The following is a 19,631-nucleotide window of genomic DNA, read 5'->3' on the forward strand; positions in this document are numbered from 1 at the left end:
TGTCGCGCAAACCGGCGCAAGGCAGCGGACGGGAGAGCAGCCGTGAAGCTACGGTTCCTTGGTAAGAACTCCACCCCCGGAGACAGCCCCACCCTGTACGCCAGTGACCCGGACAGCTACGTCATTCAAGGCTGGAAGGTGTTCGCGAACGACTTGCTCATGCGGCTCGACGTGCCGAAGGGCCAGACGGTGATCGAGGTGCCGACCGAGCTGTTCGAGCACCTCACGAAGGATGGGCACGAGACCGGCGAGATCAAGCGCTTTACCGCCCCGATCAAGATCGTCACGGAACAGGGCACATGCATCCTGCAGGGGCCGGAAATGCACGATCCCGAGGCTCTGAGTCAGATGCGGATGCCCGACTATGAGACCTGCATCGAGGTCCCCAAGTCCTCGATCACGGCCCTACTGGAGGAGAACAGTGGACCTGATCACCTCGGCCCAGCGTGACGAGCTGTTCAGCAGCTTCGAACGCGATGCCTTCCACCTGGAGCTGAGGGACGACTACGGGTCTCCCATCGAGGACACGCCCTACGCGCGGTGGCAGCGGGGCGAGCCTGACGACTACGCATGGCTCGACCCCTGGATGGGGCTGATGAAGCGCGTCACGGGCGAAGGGAAGACCGTCAGGCGCGTCAGGGTCATCACCGAGCCGCACTCCCAATACGTCGGCTGGGAGCACTCGTTGACCCACCTCAACCAGGAGGCCGGCGAGGACATCCGATGGCTTCCGCGGCACCGGCTGCCCGAAGGCATCGACTTCCCCGTCGGTGGCAACGACTGGTGGCTGTACGACGACCGTCTCCTCGCCGTCGGCCACTTCGACCCCGAGGGCCGAGTGCTGGGGTCGGAAATCGTCGAGGACCCGGACACCGTGGCCGAATGCGTCCGCGTGCGGGACCTCCTCTGGACCGCCGCCATCCCACACGCCGAGTACAAGCCCTGACCCATCAGTGAATAACCAAGCTCAAGAAGCACGCGAGGCGCTGGGTGCCCGGCTGCGCGGATTCCGGAAGGATGCCGGGTTCGCGAGCGGCCGGGCATTCGCCGTGGCCACGGGTTGGGCCGAGTCCAAGGTCTCTCGGCTGGAGAACGGCAAGCAGAACCCCAGCGAAGACGACATCCGTGTCTGGTGCATCAAGACCAACAGGCAAGAGCTCGTTGATGACTTGATAGCCACGGTGCGCCACATCGACGAGCTGTGGCTTGAGTGGCGCCGACAACTCCAGACGGGGGCGGAACGACGGCAGCGCAAGGCCCTGCCGGTCTACGCCAAGACCAAGGTCTTCCGGATCTGGCACCCGACGCTCGTGTGGGGAACGCTCCAGACGGCGGACTACGCGGCCGAGACGTTCAGACAGGTTGTCGACTACTACGAGATCCCCGACGACGCGGAAGCCGCCACGGCCAAGCGGCTCGAACGGCAGCAGTACCTGTACCAGGGCAACCGGATCTTCAACGTGGTGCTCGGCGAACAGGCGCTCTACACCAACTTCGGCGGCCCGGAGGTGATGAAGGGGCAGCTCGATCGCCTGCTGGCGGTGATGCGGCTCCCCCGGCTGAGCCTGGGCATCATCCCCCGATCCGCCCCCCTGGGCATCTGGCCCGGCAACTCCTTCTCGATGTTCGACGACAAGCTCGTCCTCGTCGAGACCTACTCGGCGGAGTTCTCCGTCACCCAGCCCCGCGAAATCGAGCTGTACACGAAGGCGTTCGCCCTCTTGCAGCAGTCAGCGGTCTACGGGACCGAAGTCCGAGACCTCATCCTCACAGCGATCCACCACTTCGATCAGACGCCGAGCGACTAGGAGAGCACCATGCAGCCCGTGGCCCCGAACTGGCGTACCAGCTCCTACACCGGGACGGAGAACTGCGTTGAAGTGGCCGACAACGGCCCGAAGCACGTGATGGTTCGGGACACGAAGGCCCGCAACCGGGGAATCCTGGCCGTCCAGCGAACCTCCTGGACGACATTCGTGGAGTACGCCAAGCAGGGATAGTCCTGGGGTTGCCCGGTTCGGCCCACTGAGGCGAGAAGCCGCGTAAGCCCCGAATCAAGGGGTTCTGCGAAGAGACCCCGATCAGCCCGCCACACCGCGCCTGCTGCTGTTCGACGCGTAGCCGAAGCTGCCTGGCGCTCGGCGGTTGCCTCAGTGTTGCGTCGGCAAGGGCGGGACGTGCCGGGACCTTTCCCGCCACGGCGCCCCTACCTTGGGCCGGACAACGAGTCCGTCTCGGTCTTCGTGGACCTGCATCCAACCTGCCCACCCCTGCCGGGATCCCCGGCGGACCTACATGTCGTGTAACGGGCTTGGGCGCAGTAGGTGACAGGCTGACAGGAAGGCATCACTGTGGACGCAAAGGCGATACTCGACTCCGCCGCCGACGGCTGGTGGTACCCGGCAGTGGTCGTCGGGGTGGTCCTGGCCTTCGCCATCTGGAAGGCGTTCCATTTCAATCCAGACCGCCCTGGGGAGACCATACTTCCACTGTGGGTGCTCACCCGGGGCGCGGTCCTGGCCGCCGTACCGTTCGGCCAAACTGCTCGTGCATGGCACGATGCCCGAACCCGCCCCCGGCCTGTTCTTGCTCGTGTTCCTCTCCGCACTGAGTCTCTTCACCAACGTCAAACAACAGTTGCGCGAGACCGACCGACGGCGGCCGCGGCCGTGAGGCACTCGGCCTGCTTGCCGGGCTGGGATCACCACCACCCGCCGCCGGTCACCGCCCCGAGCCAGGGATCAGAACCAGCTTCTGAATCTTCAGCATGACAGTTCCACCAGTGCCTCTAGTTGGGCGCGTGGGAGTGAGCGATGTGCCGCTGGCCGGCGAGCGTGCATCCGGCTGGGATACCTCCGCTTTCCCGCAGCCGCGTCAGGGACCGGAGGAAGGCCGGTGGGGTGGCGGGCTCAAGGTCTCCTCACCGGCCTGGCCATGCTCGCCATCAGGGGCGTCACGCTCGCTGTGTCCGCGCCGATCGCACTGGAACTACCGAACCGAACGCACACCACCGGCACCGTTGACCTACGCGGTCGGTGTGGTGGGTGAAGTTCCAGGCAGACGGGCGCACGCAGCACCAGCTGCTCCTTCCCGAAGCACAGCAGCGAGGCACGGGTGACGGGGTTCGGCTGCGCATCGTCCCGGCCGACCCGACGCGAGGTGGCCGTGCGCGCCGAGGACGTGCCCGAGGGCGGGCCGGCCGAGGCGGTGATCCGGTACGCGTTCTGAACCGCTGTCGTTTCCGTCCAAGACGGCCGCCGCGACCGCGATCTAGCGTGGAGCCCAGCAGCTCGCCCGATCATGAGGAGAGAGCACAATGCGTGACCTGGTCTACACCGGTTTCATGTCGCTCGACGGCGTCGTGGACTCGCCCGGCGGGACGGAGGAGGGGCACCGCAGCGGCGGCTGGGTGTTCAAGGACCTCGAGTTCGTCCCAGAAGCCTGGTCGCTGAAGGGCGAGGAGCTCGCCGACACGACGGCGCTGATGTTCGGCCGCCGCAGTTACGAGGCGTTCGCCTCGGTCTGGCCCGGCTCGGAGGACCACGCCGACTACAAGGAGCTGCCCAAGTATGTGGTGTCGACCACGCTGTCCGACGATGCCCTCGTCGACGGGTGGGGGCCGACGACCATCCTGCGCTCGACCGAGGACGTCGCCGCGCTCAAGGAGGGCGAGGGCGGCGCGATCTTCATCCACGGGAGCGCGGAGCTGGCCCGGCGACTGTCGGACGCGGGCCTGATCGACCAGTACAACCTGCTCGTCTTCCCCGTGCTGCTCGGTGCCGGGAAGAGCGTGTTCGGCCGGGCCGACCGCGACAAGCAGATGCTGACGCTGCGGGAATCGGAGAGCTACTCGAACGGGATCCTGAAGCTGATCTACGACGTCAAGCGCTGATCCAGGTCGAGGGCGATCGCGCCGTCGGCGCCCTCGCGCAGCTGCCTGGCGGTGCGTCCGACGTAGGAGCGCAGCGCCCGGGCCAGGTGCGGCTCGTCGAAGTAGTCGAGCTTGGCGACGACGTCGGCGGCCGGGTGGCTGGCCGCCAGCAGCTCCGCCGCCGCGCGGGCCCGCTCGATCCGCCGGACGGCGCCCCGCGTCAGCCTGGTCGCGGCGCGGAACCGGCGTTCGACCGTGCGCCCCGAGACGGCCGGGCGGTGCCCCCGCAGCACCTCGGCGACGAGCGGGTCACGGACCACGATCCCGGCCCGGACTAGACGCTCGACCAGGGCCTCGGCGTCGTCGGGGCTGGGCGTCTCCCAGCGTGCGCCGTCCAGCCGGAACGTCCGGCGCGTGGTGTCGGGGAGCTCGACGCCGCTGTCGACCAGCGTCGGCGTGGGCACGGCCCGCAACGAGGTGCCCACGGCGAACTCAATGCCCGTAAAGGCCGCGCCCTCCGGCACCGGCGCCGTGCCGGTCCGGGTCTCGGGACCGGTGATGCCCGCATACGCCTGGCCGTCCTGCTCCCAGAACACCAGGCCCCAGCGCACCCCTGCGACGGACGTCATCGCCGTGACCTGCTCGCTCGTGCAGGTCCACACGGTGCCGACCCACGGCGAGTCAGACTGGCGCGTCTCGAAGCGCAGTTCCACGGGCGAAGGATACGCCGCGCCGTAGCCGACGAACCCACTGGATAGATCGCGAAACCAGACTGGAGTACTAGCGGGGACAAGTCGTAGGAACTGATGGCCTCGTCGCCACGAACGGCGAGGTCATCAGTCTGGCTTGGCCATGCCGGATGGGCACACTGCGCTGGGTGCCTACCGGCGGTGTCGGTGCTGCTGTTCGGTGGGTGATGGAGTCACCGTAGGGGGCTGACCGTTTCGGGTCTGCTGGGCGGGGACCGGGCCTGCGATGGTCGATTGCAGGCGGGCGGCTTCGGCGCGGCGGTTGGGCGCTGGGTTTCGGCCTGTGTACTGGATGCGAGTGATGAGCACGCGGGCGGGTTGGCGGGCGGTGGTCAACTCACGCTGGGCAGCGGCTTCCTTGAGGAGTTGGTGAGGCTGGTGGCCGCGGGCTTCGGCGTCGGCGAGGACGGTGGCGAGCGCAGGCCAGGCCGGGTCGGCGAGGATTCGCTCAGCGTGGTCGGGGACGGCTGCTCGCACGTCGCTGGCCAGGACGTGGCGGGCTTCCGCCTTGGGCGGGCGGGCTGTGAGTTCGGCGAGCGTCGGGGCGAGGGCGCGGTCGGCGGCTGTCTGGAGGTGCTGGACGGCCTGGCGGGCGGCTTCGGCCTGGTGCGCGTGGTTCTTCGCTTCATGCCAACGCCCGGCAACGATGGCGGCCCAGACGAGGCGGCGAGCAGGGCAGCGAGGGCGCTGCCATCGGGGCCGGTGGCGGTGTTGGCGATGTCGCGTGCCGCGCTGCGCAGAGCGTGGGCGACTCGGTCTTCTGCCCGCATCTGGGAGCGCTGGGCGCGTGCGAACGCCTTGGAGGCGGATCGGAGTTCGACCCGGAGGTTGGCTGGTGCCTTCTGGGCGGTGGCTTCGATCAGTTCGCCGAGGGCGGTGATGTGGGCCTGGGCGTGCGTGTCGTCGGTGAGGTCGGTGTGGAGCGTGTCGAGGGCGTCGGTGGCCTGGTGCCAGGGAGTGTCGGGACGGTTGCGGCGGGCGGTGGGATGTTCCTCGGGCGCGCTGGTTTCGAGGCGAGCCTTGAGTTTGGGTAGCGAGAGGTCGGGGGCGATCTTTCCGCCGGGGTGGAAGATCTGCTCGCCGTCATTGTTGAGGTCGCCGGGGCGGCCGACGGCATATCCGAGGAGGTCTCCGGAAGGGCCGCGCTTGGCCCTGACCACGACGTCGTCGGCTTCGAGGTAGGCGAGCAGTTCCTCCGCGCTCTTGGAGTGCGGGATGGCGGCGCGGATGCGCTCCTGGAGCCACTCTTGGCTGGTCTGCTCCCAGCCGAGACGCTCGGCCTTGTGCATCTCAGCCTGGGTGGGTCGGCGGGCGGCGGTGCGGTCGCCCTTCTTCAGTTGGCGTAGGCCGTAGTCCTTCTCGATCTCGCGGCATTGGTCACCGACGCGGATGCCGCTGTCGTGGAGCTTGGGGCGGCGGCCGTCTTCGCGGACGGTGGTGGCGAGGATGTGGATGTGGTCGTCGGCGTGGCGTACGGCGATCCAGCGGCAGGCCAGGTCGTCGCCTTCGGGGGCGATGCCAGCGGCAGCAACGATGCGCTGGGCGATCTCGCCCCACTCGGCGTCGGAGAGGTAGCGGTCCTCGGGGGCTGCGCGGACGGGGCAGTGCCAGACATGGTCGGTGACCGGCTTGCCGAACTCGCTGTTGCGCAGCCGGACGGGCTCGTCGAGGTGCCGGGCGAGTTCGGTGAGGGTGGCGTGCTCGTCGCGACCGGGGTCGGGCATGCCGAGCATGGCGAAGCCAGCCACGGTGTGCGGGTCGATGTGCTCGTCGTGGCGGCCGGGTCCGTAGAGGTAGGCGAGCAGGCCGCGGGTGTTGGTCCCCGAGGGCTTGATGGCGGCGATCATCTCGGTCAGACCTCCGTCGGGTCGGCGGACTGGCGCAGGGCTTCGGCGATCTGGGCGAGCAGGTGGTGCAGCTCGTCGAGGTGTCGGCGGATGTCGGGTGGGGTGTGGTCACTGTTGAGGGCGCGGGCGATCTGGTTGACGTTGACGCCTATGCGGTTGAGCTGGCGCAGGACCTGGGCGCGGAACATGTGTGTGCGGCGGCGGTCCTCGGACAGCGGCAGGTTGGCCGTAAATCGGCCGGTGATGAAGGCGAGGACAATGTCGGCGGCGAAGCCGGATTCGCCTTTGTAGCCGTGCTCGGCGGCGGCTGCCTGGAGGCGGGCGCGCTCGTCGTCGGTGAAGCGCAGCGGGCCGACGCGGTCGGCGCGCTTGTTGCCGGTGAACCGGCGGATTGTGGGCTGGACGCTCCGTACGGCGGGCTCGCCAGCGGTGGGGGTGGCGGCGTGTACGGGGCGAAGGACGGCTTGCTGAACGGCGTGGAGTGTGTCCGGGGTGGGGCCGCCCTCGGCCTCGGCTTCCTGGTCCGGCGCCCCCTGGCGCTGGGCCGTCTCCGCCACCCCTGGGGCGGAGATCCCCCGATTCCGGCCTTGAGTCGGACTCGGGGTACTACTGGCTCCGCCAGTGGCTCCGCCAGTGGCCACCCGTCCGAACGCCTGCCGCAAACGTCCCAGCAGCGTAGGGGACTTCGTCAGCGTCAGCGGCTCGTCGGGAACGTGCTCGGGGCGGTGTGGGTCCTGCGTCACGGGTGGTTCTCCAGATGGGGCGAGCCAGGCAGGCGCACTGCCGTGGAAGGTCTGCAGCAGCGGGGGCGGTCACCGCCTTGTCCTCAGTTGTGGACAAGGGGGCGGCGAGTGGGGTGGCAGCGGCTGGCCGGTGACCGGAAGCGTTCCGGTCACCCCTCGGTAGGGCGGTCAGCCGTTGGCCGGGCCGGTGTCCGCTTCGGCTTCGAAATCGGGCCGGAGGATGTCCATCACCTCGGTCAGCCGTTTGCCGCTGACCGTCAGCCCCTTGTCCCGTACGGCCTTTCGCACGATGGCCCGGGTGAGCTTCCCCTCCTCGGCGGCGGCGATCCGACCGATCTCCGCGAGTTCCTCGACCGTGGCACCGGCCGGACGGCCACCGCGCGGCGTGCTCTCCGAAACCCGGACCGCTGGTTCCGGCGGCTGGGCGGACAGGGCAGCCAGCGGGTCGGCGGGCCGGGCGGAAGTAGTGCCCGGGTGGCCCGCAGGTTGGTCGATGAGCTGGTGGATCTGCCGCATCAGGACGCCGAAGGCCAGCAGTGCGGCAGTCGGGGGAACCGCGGCGACCACGTAGTCGAGCAGGGGCACGGTGCCAGCGTTGCCCGCGCCGCTGACCCCGGCCACGTTGAGCGCGATGGAACCGACCGATCCGGTGGCCGTGAGCGCGATGGCCCACCCGTCCGTTACCCGGCGCAGGCCCGCGCGGAGCATGAGCAGTTCGCCTGCGACGATGAACGCGTCCAGGGTCGCGGGCCAGGCCCATTGGCGGACCGGAGAGCTCCCCAGCCCGTGCTGTCCGGCGACCTCAGCAAGGTGCGCGTACGAGAGCCAGAACCCGCCGGCGGTGAGCCCACGATGACGGTTCCCGCCGCGACGAGTGCATACCGCTCGGCAGTCTGCTTGGTCATCACTTGCCGCCCTTCAGCGCGTCGTAGGACAGGGCGCAGGCGGCGGTGCCGAGAGGGAGGATCGCGGCGCGATCCCAGCCGGTCGCCAGGTGGGAGTTTGTGTGATGGGTCGGGGGAGCGAGGGTGGTCAAGCGGGATACTCCTGCGGCGGTGGCGTGGTCCGTCTTTGCCGTCTTGGCCGTTGCAAGCGCAGGTCAGGGCCGTTACGGCATGGTGGCGGCGTTCCGTCTTGGCGGTGCCGTCGCGTCTTGGTGGCCCGCAAATGCGGTGAGGGTTGTGGCTCGGTGCCCGTGGACGGATCGAATCCGTCTTCCGTCCCGGCCGCATGTGCTGTGACCTGCGGGGATACGTCAAGGACGCTGGGGACGGCACAAGACGGATGCGGGCGATGTCCCGGCGACGGCGCGGCCGTCATGATCGTGTTGCCGTCTTGGCGCCCGGCTGCCGTCTTGCCCGTATGCCGTTTGACCTGCGGAATTACGGCAGGGACGGCAAGGACGGCAACTGGGGCGGGGTCTCAGCCCTCGCTGCGGGTGGGGCCGGTGTCGGCCGGGTGGACGGTCGGGCAGTAGCGGCGCCACGCGTCGAGGAACTTGTTGCGCGTGTAGCCCTTGCGCTGGGTGCCGTCGGCGAGGCGAACGTTGCCCGAGGTGATGCCGAATTCGCGCAGCATCGAGGCGAGCTCACGGGGGCTCAGCCCGCTTCGCCCCCACTCGGCCCACGGGCTTTCCGGGTCTTGGCGCAGGTGGTGGAGGAGTTCCTCGGTGCTGAGGCTGTCGACCTCCCGCTGGGCGACGAAGACGCGGCGGATATCGGCGAGGATCCGCGCTCCGCTGGGGTGCTCCTCCTCGGCTGCCGCTTCGGCGGCGACCATCCGCGCGCACGCCGCGCGTGCGAGGTGAGGCCAGGAGCCAGCGGCAAGGTCGGCGACGATGACCAGGGGCTCCCAGGTGTCGGCGGCGCGGTCCTCGACGGGCATCACCGGTTCCAGTTCGGCGGCCTCATCAAGCAGCGGCCTGGCCCAGGTGGCGATGCGGTCGCGCAGGTCGTGGAGGGCTGGGGTGTCGCGGCGGGATCGGAAGGGCCGGACGGTCTCGCCCTCGGCCCGGCGGCGCATGCGAATGACCACGGCCCGGTCCATGATCGTGTCGGGCAGGTCTCCGATCCCGGCCAGGGCCGCCATGGCGAAGGTGGCGAACCGGTGAGGCGTGTGGTCGTTGCCGACGACGCGGGTGACGTACCGGTTGCGCTGATGCCCGGCGTTGAGCAGGCCGCGCATCTCCTCGTTCTTCTCCGCCATCTTCGGGGTGCCGAAGATGGTGTCCGCCTCGTCCACCAGGAGTGTGGGCGGCTCGTCGGTGATCGAGCGGAAGACTGCCGCCGGGGTGGTGTTGATGGTCAGCATCGGCTCGTGCACCGTCTCGGTCAGCACGTCCAGCAGCCGTGACTTGCCGCACCGCTTAGCCGGTCCCACTACCGCCAGACGAGGGGCGTGCTGCCACGCGGGCTGCAGATGCGTCGCAGTCACCCACAGCGTGACCGCGTCGAGCGCTTGCTGCGATGGCGGGATCACGAACTTGGCTATGTGCGCACGCAGCTCGTCCAGCAGCTCGGAGCCATACGTCGGCTCCGGATCCGGAACCGCTTCCTCCTCGGCGGGTTGAACCGCCCGCGCGGGGTTCGACGTCGCGACGTTGGTCTCCTTGGTGACATCGCTTGCGTGGTCGCCGGGCCGGCCGGGCACCGCGACCGGAGGCCATGCAATTTTGCCAGGTGCGGGATTCGGTTCGGGTGTCGTAGGTTGCACAGGGCAGCTCCTTATCCGGTGGCTTCGGGCATGCAGGCCCGGGGCACGCCGGTCGTTCGTTGGAATGCGGGCAGAGGGGTGTGCTGAGCCTCCGGCGTTGGCCCGCCGGGGGCTTTCTCGCTCCCTTGGCCGGGGCGAGCGACCACGGACAGTACGTCCACACCCGGCCACAGTCCAGCGATTCTGTGTCAGCTCAGCGCAGAAGCGTCTGCTACAGGCGGACGCGGTCATGCGGCCAGGCCCAGCAGGCCCAGCAGGTCGGCGGTCACGACCCGGTACGCCTTGCCCAGGCGCAGGAACCTTGCACGGGTACTGGCCGCGCTTGGCCAGCTCGTAGCCCTTGCTCCGCCCGAGCCCCAGTGCGCGGTTACCTGTGTCCAGGTCAACGGCAGCGGGAAGGGCCAGCAGCTCCTCCCGGCTCATGCCCTTCGACTGGTTGGCGATCTCGCGCTTGTGCATGCAGTGCTCCGTCCATGACTGGGCCCTCGGCGAACGCGGCATCACGTCCGGCTCCAGGCCATCAGTAACCAGGATGAGGAAGCTAATGTGTCTTCATGACACAACGCGGTTTCGATTCTGGATATGACGAGGACGACGTCCCGGAGTGGGCGGACAAGGTGATGGCCACCGTGGCCGCCGAGGTACGCAGACGGAGGAAGGAACTGCGCATGAGCGCCCAAGACCTGGCCGACCGATGTGAGGAGATCGGTTACCCGATCCCACGCAACGTGATCGCCAACATGGAGTCCGGCCGCCGCTCCACCCTGCCGCTGGTCGATGTCATGGTGCTCGCAAGAGCCCTGAACACCTCCCCGATCTGTCTGATCTACCCGGTCGGCTACATCGACCGGGTCCAACCCCTCCCCGACCAGGACATCACGGAGACCTGGAACGCCCTGGAGTGGTTCACCGGCGAGGGCTCACAGCTCGGTCTGGAAGTCGACATGCTCAGCTACTACCGCGAGCACGTAGAGGCGGAGCGCGCCGCTCTGTCAGCCATGTCGCTCGAAGACTGGGAACGCTGGAGGGCGGAGAACGCATCCAATCCCAGCCAGAGGGCCGAAGCCCTCGAAGCCCAGGCGAGACACGCCAAGCGGGCCGAATCCGCGCGACAACGGCTGCGCGTAGCCCGCTCCTTCATCCGCCGGGACGGCGGCCGACTTCCACTCCTGCCCAGCCAACTCAGCGACATCGACCCGCCCGCTACCACCTTGAACGAGACCAAGGAGAACAAGGCTTGAAGGGCTCCACCCACCGCCGCTGCTACTGCCGCGACCCCAAGACCGGCAAACCGCTCGGCAAGAACTGCCCCAAGCTCTCCGGCCGCAAGCACGGCTCCTACTCCATACGCCAGGAACTCCCGCCCCACGAGGACGGCACCCGCCGCTCCTTCAGCCGCGCCGGCTACGAAACCCTCAAAGCCGCCCAGGCCGATCTCGACCACGTCCGCGCCCTCCTCGGCTTGGCCGACGCCGACGACCCGGAAGGCATAGCCCTTATCGCAGCCATGCTCGAAGAGGTCTGCGACGAGAAGGCACCACTCCCCAATGTGGAGGAGACTCGGCGACGCCTCCGGTCCGGTCAGGACCTGATCGGCCGTCTGACCGTCAGCGAATGGCTTGACCGGTGGCTCGAAGGCAAGCGCATCCGCAAGTCGGGGCTCAGCCGATACGAGACCGATATCCGGGTCCATTTGAAGCCTCGGATCGGCCACCACCGCCTCGACCGACTGCGCGTGAGCCACCTCAGCGAGATGTTCACGGCTATCGCCGACGCCAACGCCGAGATCCTGGAGCAGAACGCCCAGAGGCGAAACGCCGTCGCCGAGTTGGCGGACGTTCCGTGGAAGGGCCCGGAGAACCGCGCCCGCCGCAAGTCGATGAAAGCGGCGATCGATGCGATGCCGCCCTTTAGGCGTGTGACCGGGCCTGCCACTCGGCTGCACATCAAGGCCACACTGCGGACCGCGTTGAACGACGCAATCGGCCAGCAGATCATCACCTTCAACCCGGCGGCCCACGTCGAAATCGACCTCGTACGCAAGCCGAAGGCCCTCGTGTGGACGGACGAGCGAATCGCGAAGTGGCGGCAGACCGGTGAGAAGCCCTCCCCCGTGATGGTCTGGACGCCTGAGCAGACAGGCGCGTTCCTCGACTTCGTGGCCGAGGACCGGCTGTACGCGATGTGGCACCTGATCGCCTTCCGCGGTCTGCGACGGGGTGAGGCGTGCGGGCAGCCATGGTCCGAGACCAACCTCGACACCCACTTCCTCACCGTCTCCTCCCAGCTCGTCCAGGACGGTTGGGATGTCGAGACGTCGGAGCCGAAGACGGACAGCGGTCACCGTGTCATCGCCCTCGACGACGACACGGTCAAGGTGCTGAAGCGCCACCGCGAGCGTCAGGAAGCGGACCGTGAGGAGTGGGGCTCGGCCTGGGTCGACACCGGTCTCGTCTTCACGCAGGAGGACGGCTCCTGGCTGCATCCGGGCAAGGTGACGGACCTCTTCGAGCGGCTCATCGCCGCATCCGGCCTCCCGCCCATCCGGCTGCACGACCTCCGCCACGGCGCGGCCACGCTGATGCTCGCCGCCGGCATCGACGTGAAGATCGTGTCCGACACCCTCGGGCACAGCGACACCCGGATCACGCGGGACATCTACCAGAGCGTCCTGCCCCATGTCGGCAAGAACGCCGCCGAGGCCACCGCCAAGCTCGTCCCACTTCAGCGGAAGGCCGAGGCGGAGCAGGCCGCCCGCAAGGCGGCGAAGGCCGCCAAGAAGGCCAAGGACAAGGCGAAAACCCAGGCCAAGGCGAAGAAGAAGGGCAAGCGGAAGAAGCCCAACAAGTAGGCCACTGAGCCGCTCCGCTCACGCATCGCTCACGCAAGCCATCCCACGGCGCCTCGGCCGTGTGGCGCGCCATGCCCAGAGAAAGCAAAAAGGCCAGGTCACGGGCTATGTGACCTGGCCTTTCTCAGAGCCGCCTAGGGGAGTCGAACCCCTGACCTACGCATTACGAGTGCGTCGCTCTGGCCGACTGAGCTAAGGCGGCGAGCTGCGGATATGCCCCGTCGCGCAGTACGGGACCGGCAGCCGCAACGGCGCCAAGTCTACACAGTCACCGGCGGTGCCTCGCACCGCGGCCCGACGGCGCTGGCGCCCCGGACCGCGGCCGCCGGAAATGCCCGCAAAGGCCACTACCTGCACCTCTTGCCGTCCTTGGGCGCCTTCCCCTCCAGCAGGTAGGTGTTGATCGTCGAGTCGATGCACTCACTGCCCCGCCCGTACGCCGTGTGCCCGTCGCCCTCGTATGTCAGGAGCGCGCCCGAGCCGAGCTGGCCGGCCAGGGCCTCGGCCCAGCGGTAGGGGGTCGCCGGGTCGCGGGTCGTGCCGACCACGACGATCGGGGGCGCGCCCTTCGCCTGGATGCGGTTCGGGCGGCCGGTCGCCTGCACCGGCCAGTACGTGCAGTTCATCGCGGCCCAGGCCAGGCCCGTACCGAAGACCGGCGAGGCCTGGCGGAACGACGGCAGCGCCTTGCGGACGTCGTCGGGTCCGCCGAAGGCCGCGGGGAGGTCGAGGCAGTTGACGGCCGGGTTGGCGAACATCAGGTTCTCGTAGGAGCCGTCCGCGTCACGCTCGTAGTAGAGGTCGGCGAGCTTCAGCAGCCCCGCCCCGTCCCCGTCCATCGCCGACTGCAGGGCGCCCCGCAGCTCCGCCCACGCTCCCTCGTCGTACATCGCCGCGATCACGGCCGTCGTCGCCAGTGACTCGCCCAGCCGGCGGCCCTCGCCGGTCGGCACCGGGTCCGCGTCGAGCTTCTTGAAGAAGCCCTGGAGGCGGCGGCCCGCGTCGCGCGCGCTCCCGCCGCCGAGGGGGCAGTCTTCGCGCTGCACGCAGTCCTCCGCGAAGGCGGTGAAGGCGGTCTCGAAGCCCGCGGTCTGGTCGCGGTTCATGGTCAGGGCGGGGAGCGAGGGGTCCATCGCGCCGTCCAGGACCAGGCGCCCCGCCCGGCGCGGGTAGAGCCCGGCGTACGTGGCGCCGAGGAAGGTGCCGTACGAGGCGCCGACGTACGTCAGCTTCTCGTCGCCCAGCACCGCGCGCAGCACGTCCATGTCGCGGGCCGCCTCGACCGTCGAGACGTGGCCGAGGACCTCGCCGGACCGGTCCTGGCAGCCGGTCGCGAAGTCCTTGAAGGAGGCGACGAGTTGGTCGACCTCCTTCTGGTCGTCGGGCGTCTGGTCGACCTGGGTGAAGGCGTCCATCTGCGAGTCGGACAGGCAGGTGACGGGCTCGCTGCGGGCCACGCCGCGGGGGTCCACGGCAACGATGTCATACCGGGCCCGGACCGGTTCCGGGTAGCCGATCCCGGCGTAGCTCTGCAGGTAGCCGATCGCGGAACCGCCCGGCCCTCCCGGGTTCACCAGCAGGGAGCCGAGTCGCTTGCCGGGACCCGTCGCCGTCTTGCGGGATACGGCGAGCTTCACGTCCTCGCCCCCGCCCGGGCTCTCGTAGTCCAGGGGCACCTTCAGCGTGGCGCACTCGAAGCCTTCGACACCGCACTCGCGCCAGCTCAGCTTCTGCTCGTAGTACGCCCGCAGCCCTGCGGGTACGGCGTCGGGGAGCGGCTGCAGCACCTGCAGGGCGTCGGTCTTCTTCTGCGGCTGCCCGCTCTTCGCGGCCTTGGGGGACGCGGACGCGCTCGACGACGAACTTCCTGAGGAGCAGCCGGACATCAGCAGGCCCGCGACCGCGAGAACGGTCCCGGAGGTGCGGAGCAGACTACTGGTGTCCATGCGGCGATCCCTCAGTCAGTTCTTCGCGTCTTCACGCCTTCACGTGTTCGCGGCTTTACGCTTCGCGGCTTCATGTCGGGTGTTCGGAGAGTATCCGTCCGAACACCGTCCATGCGCGGTCCGCCGTTCTCATACGGGTGAGAGTCCGGGGCCGGCGCGTCCGCGGTTGCCCGGACGCCCCGGCCCCCAGAGTCCGTACGCGTCACCCTGCGCGCAGCGCCATCGTCATCGCCTCCACCGCCAGCAGCGGCGCCACATTGCTGTCCAGGGCCTCCCGGCACGCCAGCACCGCCTCTATGCGACGGAGGGTGCGCTCCGGGGTGGACGACTGCGCGACGCGCTGCACGGCGTCCTGCACCTCCGTGTTGGCCATTGCCACGGAGGAGCCGAGCTGGAGGGCGAGGACGTCCCGGTAGAAGCCGGTGAGATCGGTCAGGGCGAGGTCGAGGCTGTCGCGCTGGGTGCGGGTGGCGCGCCGCTTCTGACGGTCCTGCAGGTCCTTCATCACGCCCGCGGTACCGCGGGGCAGGCGGCCGCCGGTGCCGGACGCGGCGCCCAGCGCCGCGCGCAGCTCCTCCGTCTCCTTCGCGTCGACCTCCTCCGCCACCTGCTTGGCGTCCTCGGCCGCCGCATCGACGAGCTCCTGCGCGGCCTTGAGGCAGCCGCCCACGTCATCGATCCGGAGCGGGAGCTTCAGTACGGCGGCGCGGCGGGCCCTGGCCCGCTCGTCGGTGGCGAGCCGCCGGGCCCGCCCGATGTGCCCCTGGGTCGCGCGCGCCACGGCCGCGGCGACGGCGGGCTCGATGCCGTCCCGCCGCATCAGCACGTCCGCGACGGCGTCCACCGGCGGCGTACGGAGGATGAGGTGGCGGCAGCGCGACCGGATCGTCGGCAGCACGTCCTCCAGCGACGGCGCGCAGAGCAGCCATACGGTGCGGGGCGCGGGCTCCTCGACCGCCTTGAGCAGGACGTTGGCCGCGCCTTCCGTGAGGCGGTCGGAGTCCTCCAGGACGATCACCTGCCAGCGGCCGTTCGCGGGCGAGAGCTGGGCGCGGCGGACCAGTTCGCGGGTCTCCTTCACGCCGATGGAGAGCAGGTCGGTCCTGACCACCTCGACGTCGGCGTGGGTGCCGGAGAGGGCGGTGTGGCAGCCGTCGCAGAAGCCGCAGCCGGGGGCTCCGCCGAGGGCCCGGTCGGGGCTGACGCACTGCAGCGCGGCGGCGAACGCGCGCGCCGTCGTCGACCGGCCGGAGCCGGGCGGCCCGGTGAACAGCCAGGCGTGGGTCATCTTCGATGGCCCACGCACCTCGTCGGAGGCGTCCGGGGGCGCGGGCGTGAGGTCGAGCGCGGTCCCGCTCCCAGCCTCGGCCTCTGCGGTGACGATCGCGTCGGCATCGCGCGCGGCGGCCACGAGCTGCTCCGTCACCCGCTCCTGCCCGACGAGTTCGTCCCACACCGTCATAAGCCCCTGCCCGCCTGCCTGACCGACTGCCGCCGCGCCCGTACGTCCTGCTGCCTCCTGCAGCTCCCCATTGTGGTCCACGGCACCGACACCGACGCCGCCCACCGAAGGACGGCCCCCCCGGCCGGGGAAGGAGGGAGGGGTCGCACCGCGGGCGCGCGGTTGCGCCTGCGAGGCCGCCGTCGGCGTGGGTCAGCGGCCCCGGTGGTGGCGGCCGTTGTCGTCCCCGTCTTCGCGGGGGCCCAGGAGTTCGTCGGCCAGAGACGGGAGGTCGTCCAGCGGGGTCTCCTCGGCCCAGTCCGGGCGGGAGCGGCGCGGGCGGTCCGCGGCTGACGGGTCGACCTGCGGCATCTCGCGCGTGCGCTCGGTCTCCCGGTGCGCCGCGGGCTCCGGCTCTCCGTCCTCCGGACGGAACAGCCACGGCGGCACCCGGTCCGCCGGGTCCGCGGGACGCCCCTCAGGGCGCGGCTGCCCGCCCGCCGCGGGCCCCTCGGGCGGTACGGGCGGGAGGACCGCCGTCTCATCCGCGGATCCCGCATCCGGCGGCTGCGGCAGGACCGCAGTCTCCTCGGCGTCCGGACCCGCTCCCTCCTTGCCGCCGGGACCCTCGGGCCGCACCGGCCGCAGCACCGCCGTCTCGTCCGCGGCAGCGCCCTGAGGCCCCTGAGGACCGTGCTGGTCCACCCGCGGGGTCGGCACCGTCTGCGTCGCCTCGGAGTCCGGATCCGACCCCGCATCGGTGCCCCCACCAGGGGCCGGGCCTCCGCCACGGCGGTCCGTACCAGGCCGGTCCGCAGGGCCACGGTCCGTACCCGCGACCGGCGTCTCCACCGTCGGCGCCTCGTCCGGGGCCCGCGGCGCGTCCTGAGCCGCGGCCGCCTCCGCCGCGACCCGCGCCTCCTCCGCCCGCAGCAGCGCCTCCTCCGCCTTGCGCTGCTTCTCCAGGCGGCGCGCCTCGGCCTCGGCCCGCAGCCGGGCCTCCTCCTCGGCCTGGCGCCGCAGCCGCTCCTGCTCGGCGGCGCGCGCCCGCTCCTCCGCCTCGCGCCTCTTGCGCTCTTCCTCCGCGAGGCGGCGGGCCTCCTCGGCCCGCAGCCGGGCCTCCTCCGCCTGGCGCTCGGCCTCGCGGCGCCGCGCCTCCTCCGCCTCGACGCGCTTGCGCTCCTCTTCCTCGGCGCGCAGCCGCGCGAGCTGCTCCTGCCGCTCGCGCTCCAGCCGCTCCTCCTCGGCCTTCCGCGCGGCCTCCTCCGCCTCGCGCCGCTTGCGCTCCTCCTCGGCGGCCTTACGGGCGTCCTCGCGCGCCTGGATCTCGGCCTCCGACAGCGGCAGCATCTGGTCGAGCCGGTGCCGTACGACGGTGGTGACGGCCTCCGCGTCCTGCCCTGCGTCGACCACCAGGTAGCGCGCCGGGTCGGCCGCGGCCAGCGTCAGGAACCCGGCGCGCACGCGCGCGTGGAACTCGGGCGGCTCGGACTCCAGCCGGTCGGGTGCCTCGGTGAAGCGCTCCCGCGCCGTCTCCGGCGAGATGTCGAGCAGCACCGTCAGATGCGGCACCAGGCCGTCCGTCGCCCACCGCGAGATACGGGCGATCTCGGTCGGCGACAGGTCGCGGCCCGCGCCCTGGTAGGCGACGGAGGAGTCGATGTAGCGGTCGGAGATGACGACGGCACCGCGCGCGAGGGCGGGCCGTACGACCGTGTCCACGTGCTCGGCGCGGTCCGCGGCGTACAGCAAGGCCTCCGCGCGGTGGGAGATCCCGGCGCTCGAGACGTCCAGCAGGATGGCGCGCAGCCGCTTGCCGATCGCGGTCGCGCCCGGCTCGCGCGTCACGACCACCTCGTGGCCCTTGGCCCGGATCCACTCCGCGAGCGCCTCGACCTGGGTGGACTTCCCGGCCCCGTCGCCGCCTTCCACCGCGATGAAGAAGCCGGTGGCGGCCGGGGCCTGAACGGGCTCGCCGCCGCGCAGCGCGTCCCGCAGGTCCCGGCGCAGCGGCACGCCCGACCGGTCGTCCGTCTTGCCGAGCACGAGCGCAGCCACGGGCAGCAGCAGCGCGCCGACCAGCATCAGCGTGAAGGCGGCGCCGCCGTGCGCGAAGACGAAGTCGTCGTTCGCGAGCCGGTGCGGGCCGATCGCGGCGGCCAGCAGCGGCGCCGCGACCGCGCCGAGCCCGACGAAGACGCGTACGACGGCGTGCAGGTGCTCGGTCGTACGGGCCCGCCGGTGCTCCTCGGACTCCTGGTCGAGCAGCGTGTGCCCGGTGTTGGCGGCGACACCGGCCGCCGCGCCCGCGAGCAGCGTGAGCAGCAGCACGGTCGTCGCGTCCGGCACCAGACCGGCGGCGAGCAGAGCGAGGCCGGTGACGGCGGTCGCGAGCGCGAGCAGCCGGCGCCGGGAGAGCGCGGGCAGCACGCGCGGCGCGAGCCGGATTCCGGCCACCGTGCCGCCGGTGAGCCCGAAGACGAGCAGCGCGAAGCCGACCGGCCCGCCGCCGAGGTCCGCGGCGTGCAGCGCGGCCACGGCGACGGCGGACGCGATGGCACCGGCGACGGCGGCGCAGGCCAGGACGAGCAGCGGGATCGCACCCGTACGGCCCTTGTCGGCCTCGGAACCGGACTTGGGGCGGCGCAGGCCCTCCAGCGGGGAGCGCGGGCGGGGTGTCTGCGCGCCGGGCAGCTCGAGGAAGTAGAGGACGGACACAGACGCGGCGAAGAGCCCGGACGCGACGTATGAGCCGAGGGCCGCCTGGTGCTGGTCGAACCAGTCGATCCCGGCGCCGAGCAGATTCCCGAACAGCGTGACCACGACCAGCCCGGCGGCGGCGATGGGCAGCGCCACGTAGCCCGTACGGAGCCAGAGGCGGCGCAGCGCGTCGACGTTGTCGGGCAGCGGCCTTATAGCGGCGCCCTCGGCGGGCGGCGCGGGCAGCAGCGCGGGGGCCGCGCCCTCCTTGGCGACCGTCCAGAAGCGCTCGGCGACACCGGCGACGAAGACGGTGATGAGCAGCAGGGAGAGGGCGTTGTCGGGGGTCCAGTCGATCCACAGGGGCGCCACGATGAGGAGCGCGATCCGCACCCCGTCCGCGCTGATCATGGTCCAGCGCCGGTCGAGCGGGCCTCGGTCCGCGGTGAGCGAGGAGAGCGGCCCGAGGAGCGCCGCCCCGAAGAGGACCGTCGCGACGAGGCGTGCCCCGAACACCGCCGCGACCGCGAAGGCCGCACCGCGATAGCCGCCTCCGAAGGAGCCCTCCGACACGGCCGCCTGGAGCGACAGCAGGAGGAGCACCAGCAGAGCGAGGGCGTCTCCGATGCCACCGACGAGCTGGGCGCTCCACAGCCGCCGGAGCGGCGGGAAGCGCAGCAGGGCCCGTACGGCGCGCTCGCGTGAATCTGCGGCAAGGGCGTCGGATGTGGGGTTCACGACCGTTGGCTGCTCGGCTCGCGTCATCCCGTC

The 19,631-nt window shown here is 70.7% G+C and carries 14 protein-coding genes, 1 tRNA gene and 3 pseudogenes; 7 read left to right on the forward strand and 11 right to left on the reverse strand.

Going from position 1 to position 19,631, the window contains the following annotated elements; all coding sequences use genetic code 11:
• The first annotated feature begins 42 nt into the window (after nt 1–42).
• From ACTWQC_RS24000 to ACTWQC_RS24020, 5 genes are all read left to right on the forward strand, one after another.
• Nucleotides 43–450, forward strand: a complete 408-nt coding sequence (locus ACTWQC_RS24000) for a hypothetical protein (protein WP_443317860.1) — start codon at nt 43–45, stop codon at nt 448–450.
• Nucleotides 422–946 carry a DUF6879 family protein gene (locus ACTWQC_RS24005; protein WP_443317861.1) on the forward strand — a complete coding sequence of 175 codons (525 nt, stop codon included), beginning with the start codon at nt 422–424 and terminating at the stop codon, nt 944–946. Before ACTWQC_RS24000 ends, ACTWQC_RS24005 begins: the two co-directional genes overlap by 29 nt.
• A 7-nt stretch (nt 947–953) precedes the next feature.
• Nucleotides 954–1,808 (forward strand): helix-turn-helix domain-containing protein, encoded by an 855-nt coding sequence (locus tag ACTWQC_RS24010; protein WP_443317862.1) that lies wholly within the window; start codon nt 954–956, stop codon nt 1,806–1,808.
• A 9-nt stretch (nt 1,809–1,817) separates the two neighbouring features.
• Complete coding sequence (locus ACTWQC_RS24015) at nt 1,818–2,000, forward strand: DUF397 domain-containing protein (RefSeq protein WP_443317863.1); 183 nt, start codon at nt 1,818–1,820, stop codon at nt 1,998–2,000.
• Between the two features lie 1,316 nt (nt 2,001–3,316).
• The gene (locus tag ACTWQC_RS24020; RefSeq protein WP_443317864.1) at nt 3,317–3,892 is read left to right on the forward strand and encodes a dihydrofolate reductase family protein; all 576 of its coding nucleotides are present in this window, start codon (nt 3,317–3,319) and stop codon (nt 3,890–3,892) included.
• Here the strand turns inward: ACTWQC_RS24020 and ACTWQC_RS24025 are convergent.
• The 7 genes and pseudogenes from ACTWQC_RS24025 to ACTWQC_RS24055 all read right to left on the reverse strand — a co-directional run bounded on the left by ACTWQC_RS24025 (nt 3,874) and on the right by ACTWQC_RS24055 (nt 10,397).
• Nucleotides 3,874–4,584, reverse strand: coding sequence for a helix-turn-helix domain-containing protein (locus ACTWQC_RS24025; protein WP_443317865.1), 711 nt, complete (start codon nt 4,582–4,584; stop codon nt 3,874–3,876). The two genes, ACTWQC_RS24020 and ACTWQC_RS24025, sit on opposite strands and share 19 nt — an antisense overlap.
• A gap of 168 nt (nt 4,585–4,752) precedes the next feature.
• Nucleotides 4,753–6,467: pseudogene (locus ACTWQC_RS24030) on the reverse strand (relaxase/mobilization nuclease domain-containing protein).
• A gap of 5 nt (nt 6,468–6,472) precedes the next feature.
• Nucleotides 6,473–7,024 carry a plasmid mobilization relaxosome protein MobC gene (gene mobC / locus ACTWQC_RS24035; protein WP_443317866.1) on the reverse strand — a complete coding sequence of 184 codons (552 nt, stop codon included), beginning with the start codon at nt 7,022–7,024 and terminating at the stop codon, nt 6,473–6,475.
• A 354-nt stretch (nt 7,025–7,378) separates the two neighbouring features.
• Nucleotides 7,379–8,115, reverse strand: a pseudogene (locus ACTWQC_RS24040) (DUF2637 domain-containing protein).
• Nucleotides 8,115–8,246: a hypothetical protein gene (locus ACTWQC_RS24045; RefSeq protein WP_443317867.1), complete on the reverse strand. Its 132-nt coding sequence runs from the start codon at nt 8,244–8,246 to the stop codon at nt 8,115–8,117. Before ACTWQC_RS24045 ends, ACTWQC_RS24040 begins: the two are co-directional and overlap by 1 nt.
• A 386-nt stretch (nt 8,247–8,632) precedes the next feature.
• The gene (locus ACTWQC_RS24050) at nt 8,633–9,724 is read right to left on the reverse strand and encodes a DUF3631 domain-containing protein (RefSeq protein ID WP_443317895.1); all 1,092 of its coding nucleotides are present in this window, start codon (nt 9,722–9,724) and stop codon (nt 8,633–8,635) included.
• 425 nt (nt 9,725–10,149) lie between these two features.
• Nucleotides 10,150–10,397: pseudogene (locus ACTWQC_RS24055) on the reverse strand (hypothetical protein).
• Between the two features lie 79 nt (nt 10,398–10,476).
• On the opposite strand from ACTWQC_RS24055, the gene ACTWQC_RS24060 reads away from it, so the two are divergent.
• Entirely contained in the window at nt 10,477–11,163 is a 687-nt protein-coding gene (locus ACTWQC_RS24060) for a helix-turn-helix domain-containing protein (protein WP_443317868.1), read from the forward strand.
• A complete protein-coding gene (locus ACTWQC_RS24065) occupies nt 11,160–12,773 on the forward strand; it encodes a tyrosine-type recombinase/integrase (RefSeq protein WP_443317869.1) in 1,614 nt (537 codons plus the stop codon). The genes ACTWQC_RS24060 and ACTWQC_RS24065 overlap by 4 nt, the downstream gene beginning before the upstream one ends.
• 128 nt (nt 12,774–12,901) lie before the next feature.
• On the opposite strand, the gene ACTWQC_RS24070 is transcribed toward ACTWQC_RS24065, so the two are convergent.
• From ACTWQC_RS24070 to tmk, 4 genes are all read right to left on the reverse strand, one after another.
• Nucleotides 12,902–12,975: transfer RNA gene (locus ACTWQC_RS24070), tRNA-Thr, on the reverse strand.
• A 145-nt stretch (nt 12,976–13,120) separates the two neighbouring features.
• Entirely contained in the window at nt 13,121–14,719 is a 1,599-nt protein-coding gene (locus ACTWQC_RS24075; protein WP_443317870.1) for an alpha/beta hydrolase, read from the reverse strand.
• A gap of 202 nt (nt 14,720–14,921) precedes the next feature.
• Entirely contained in the window at nt 14,922–16,181 is a 1,260-nt protein-coding gene (locus ACTWQC_RS24080) for a DNA polymerase III subunit delta' (protein WP_443317896.1), read from the reverse strand.
• A gap of 192 nt (nt 16,182–16,373) precedes the next feature.
• Nucleotides 16,374–19,625, reverse strand: a complete 3,252-nt coding sequence (gene tmk / locus ACTWQC_RS24085) for a dTMP kinase (protein ID WP_443317871.1) — start codon at nt 19,623–19,625, stop codon at nt 16,374–16,376.
• Between the last annotated feature and the right edge of the window lie 6 nt (nt 19,626–19,631).

The sequence above is a fragment of the Streptomyces sp. 8N616 genome (genome assembly GCF_052246385.1).
Classification (GTDB): domain Bacteria; phylum Actinomycetota; class Actinomycetes; order Streptomycetales; family Streptomycetaceae; genus Streptomyces.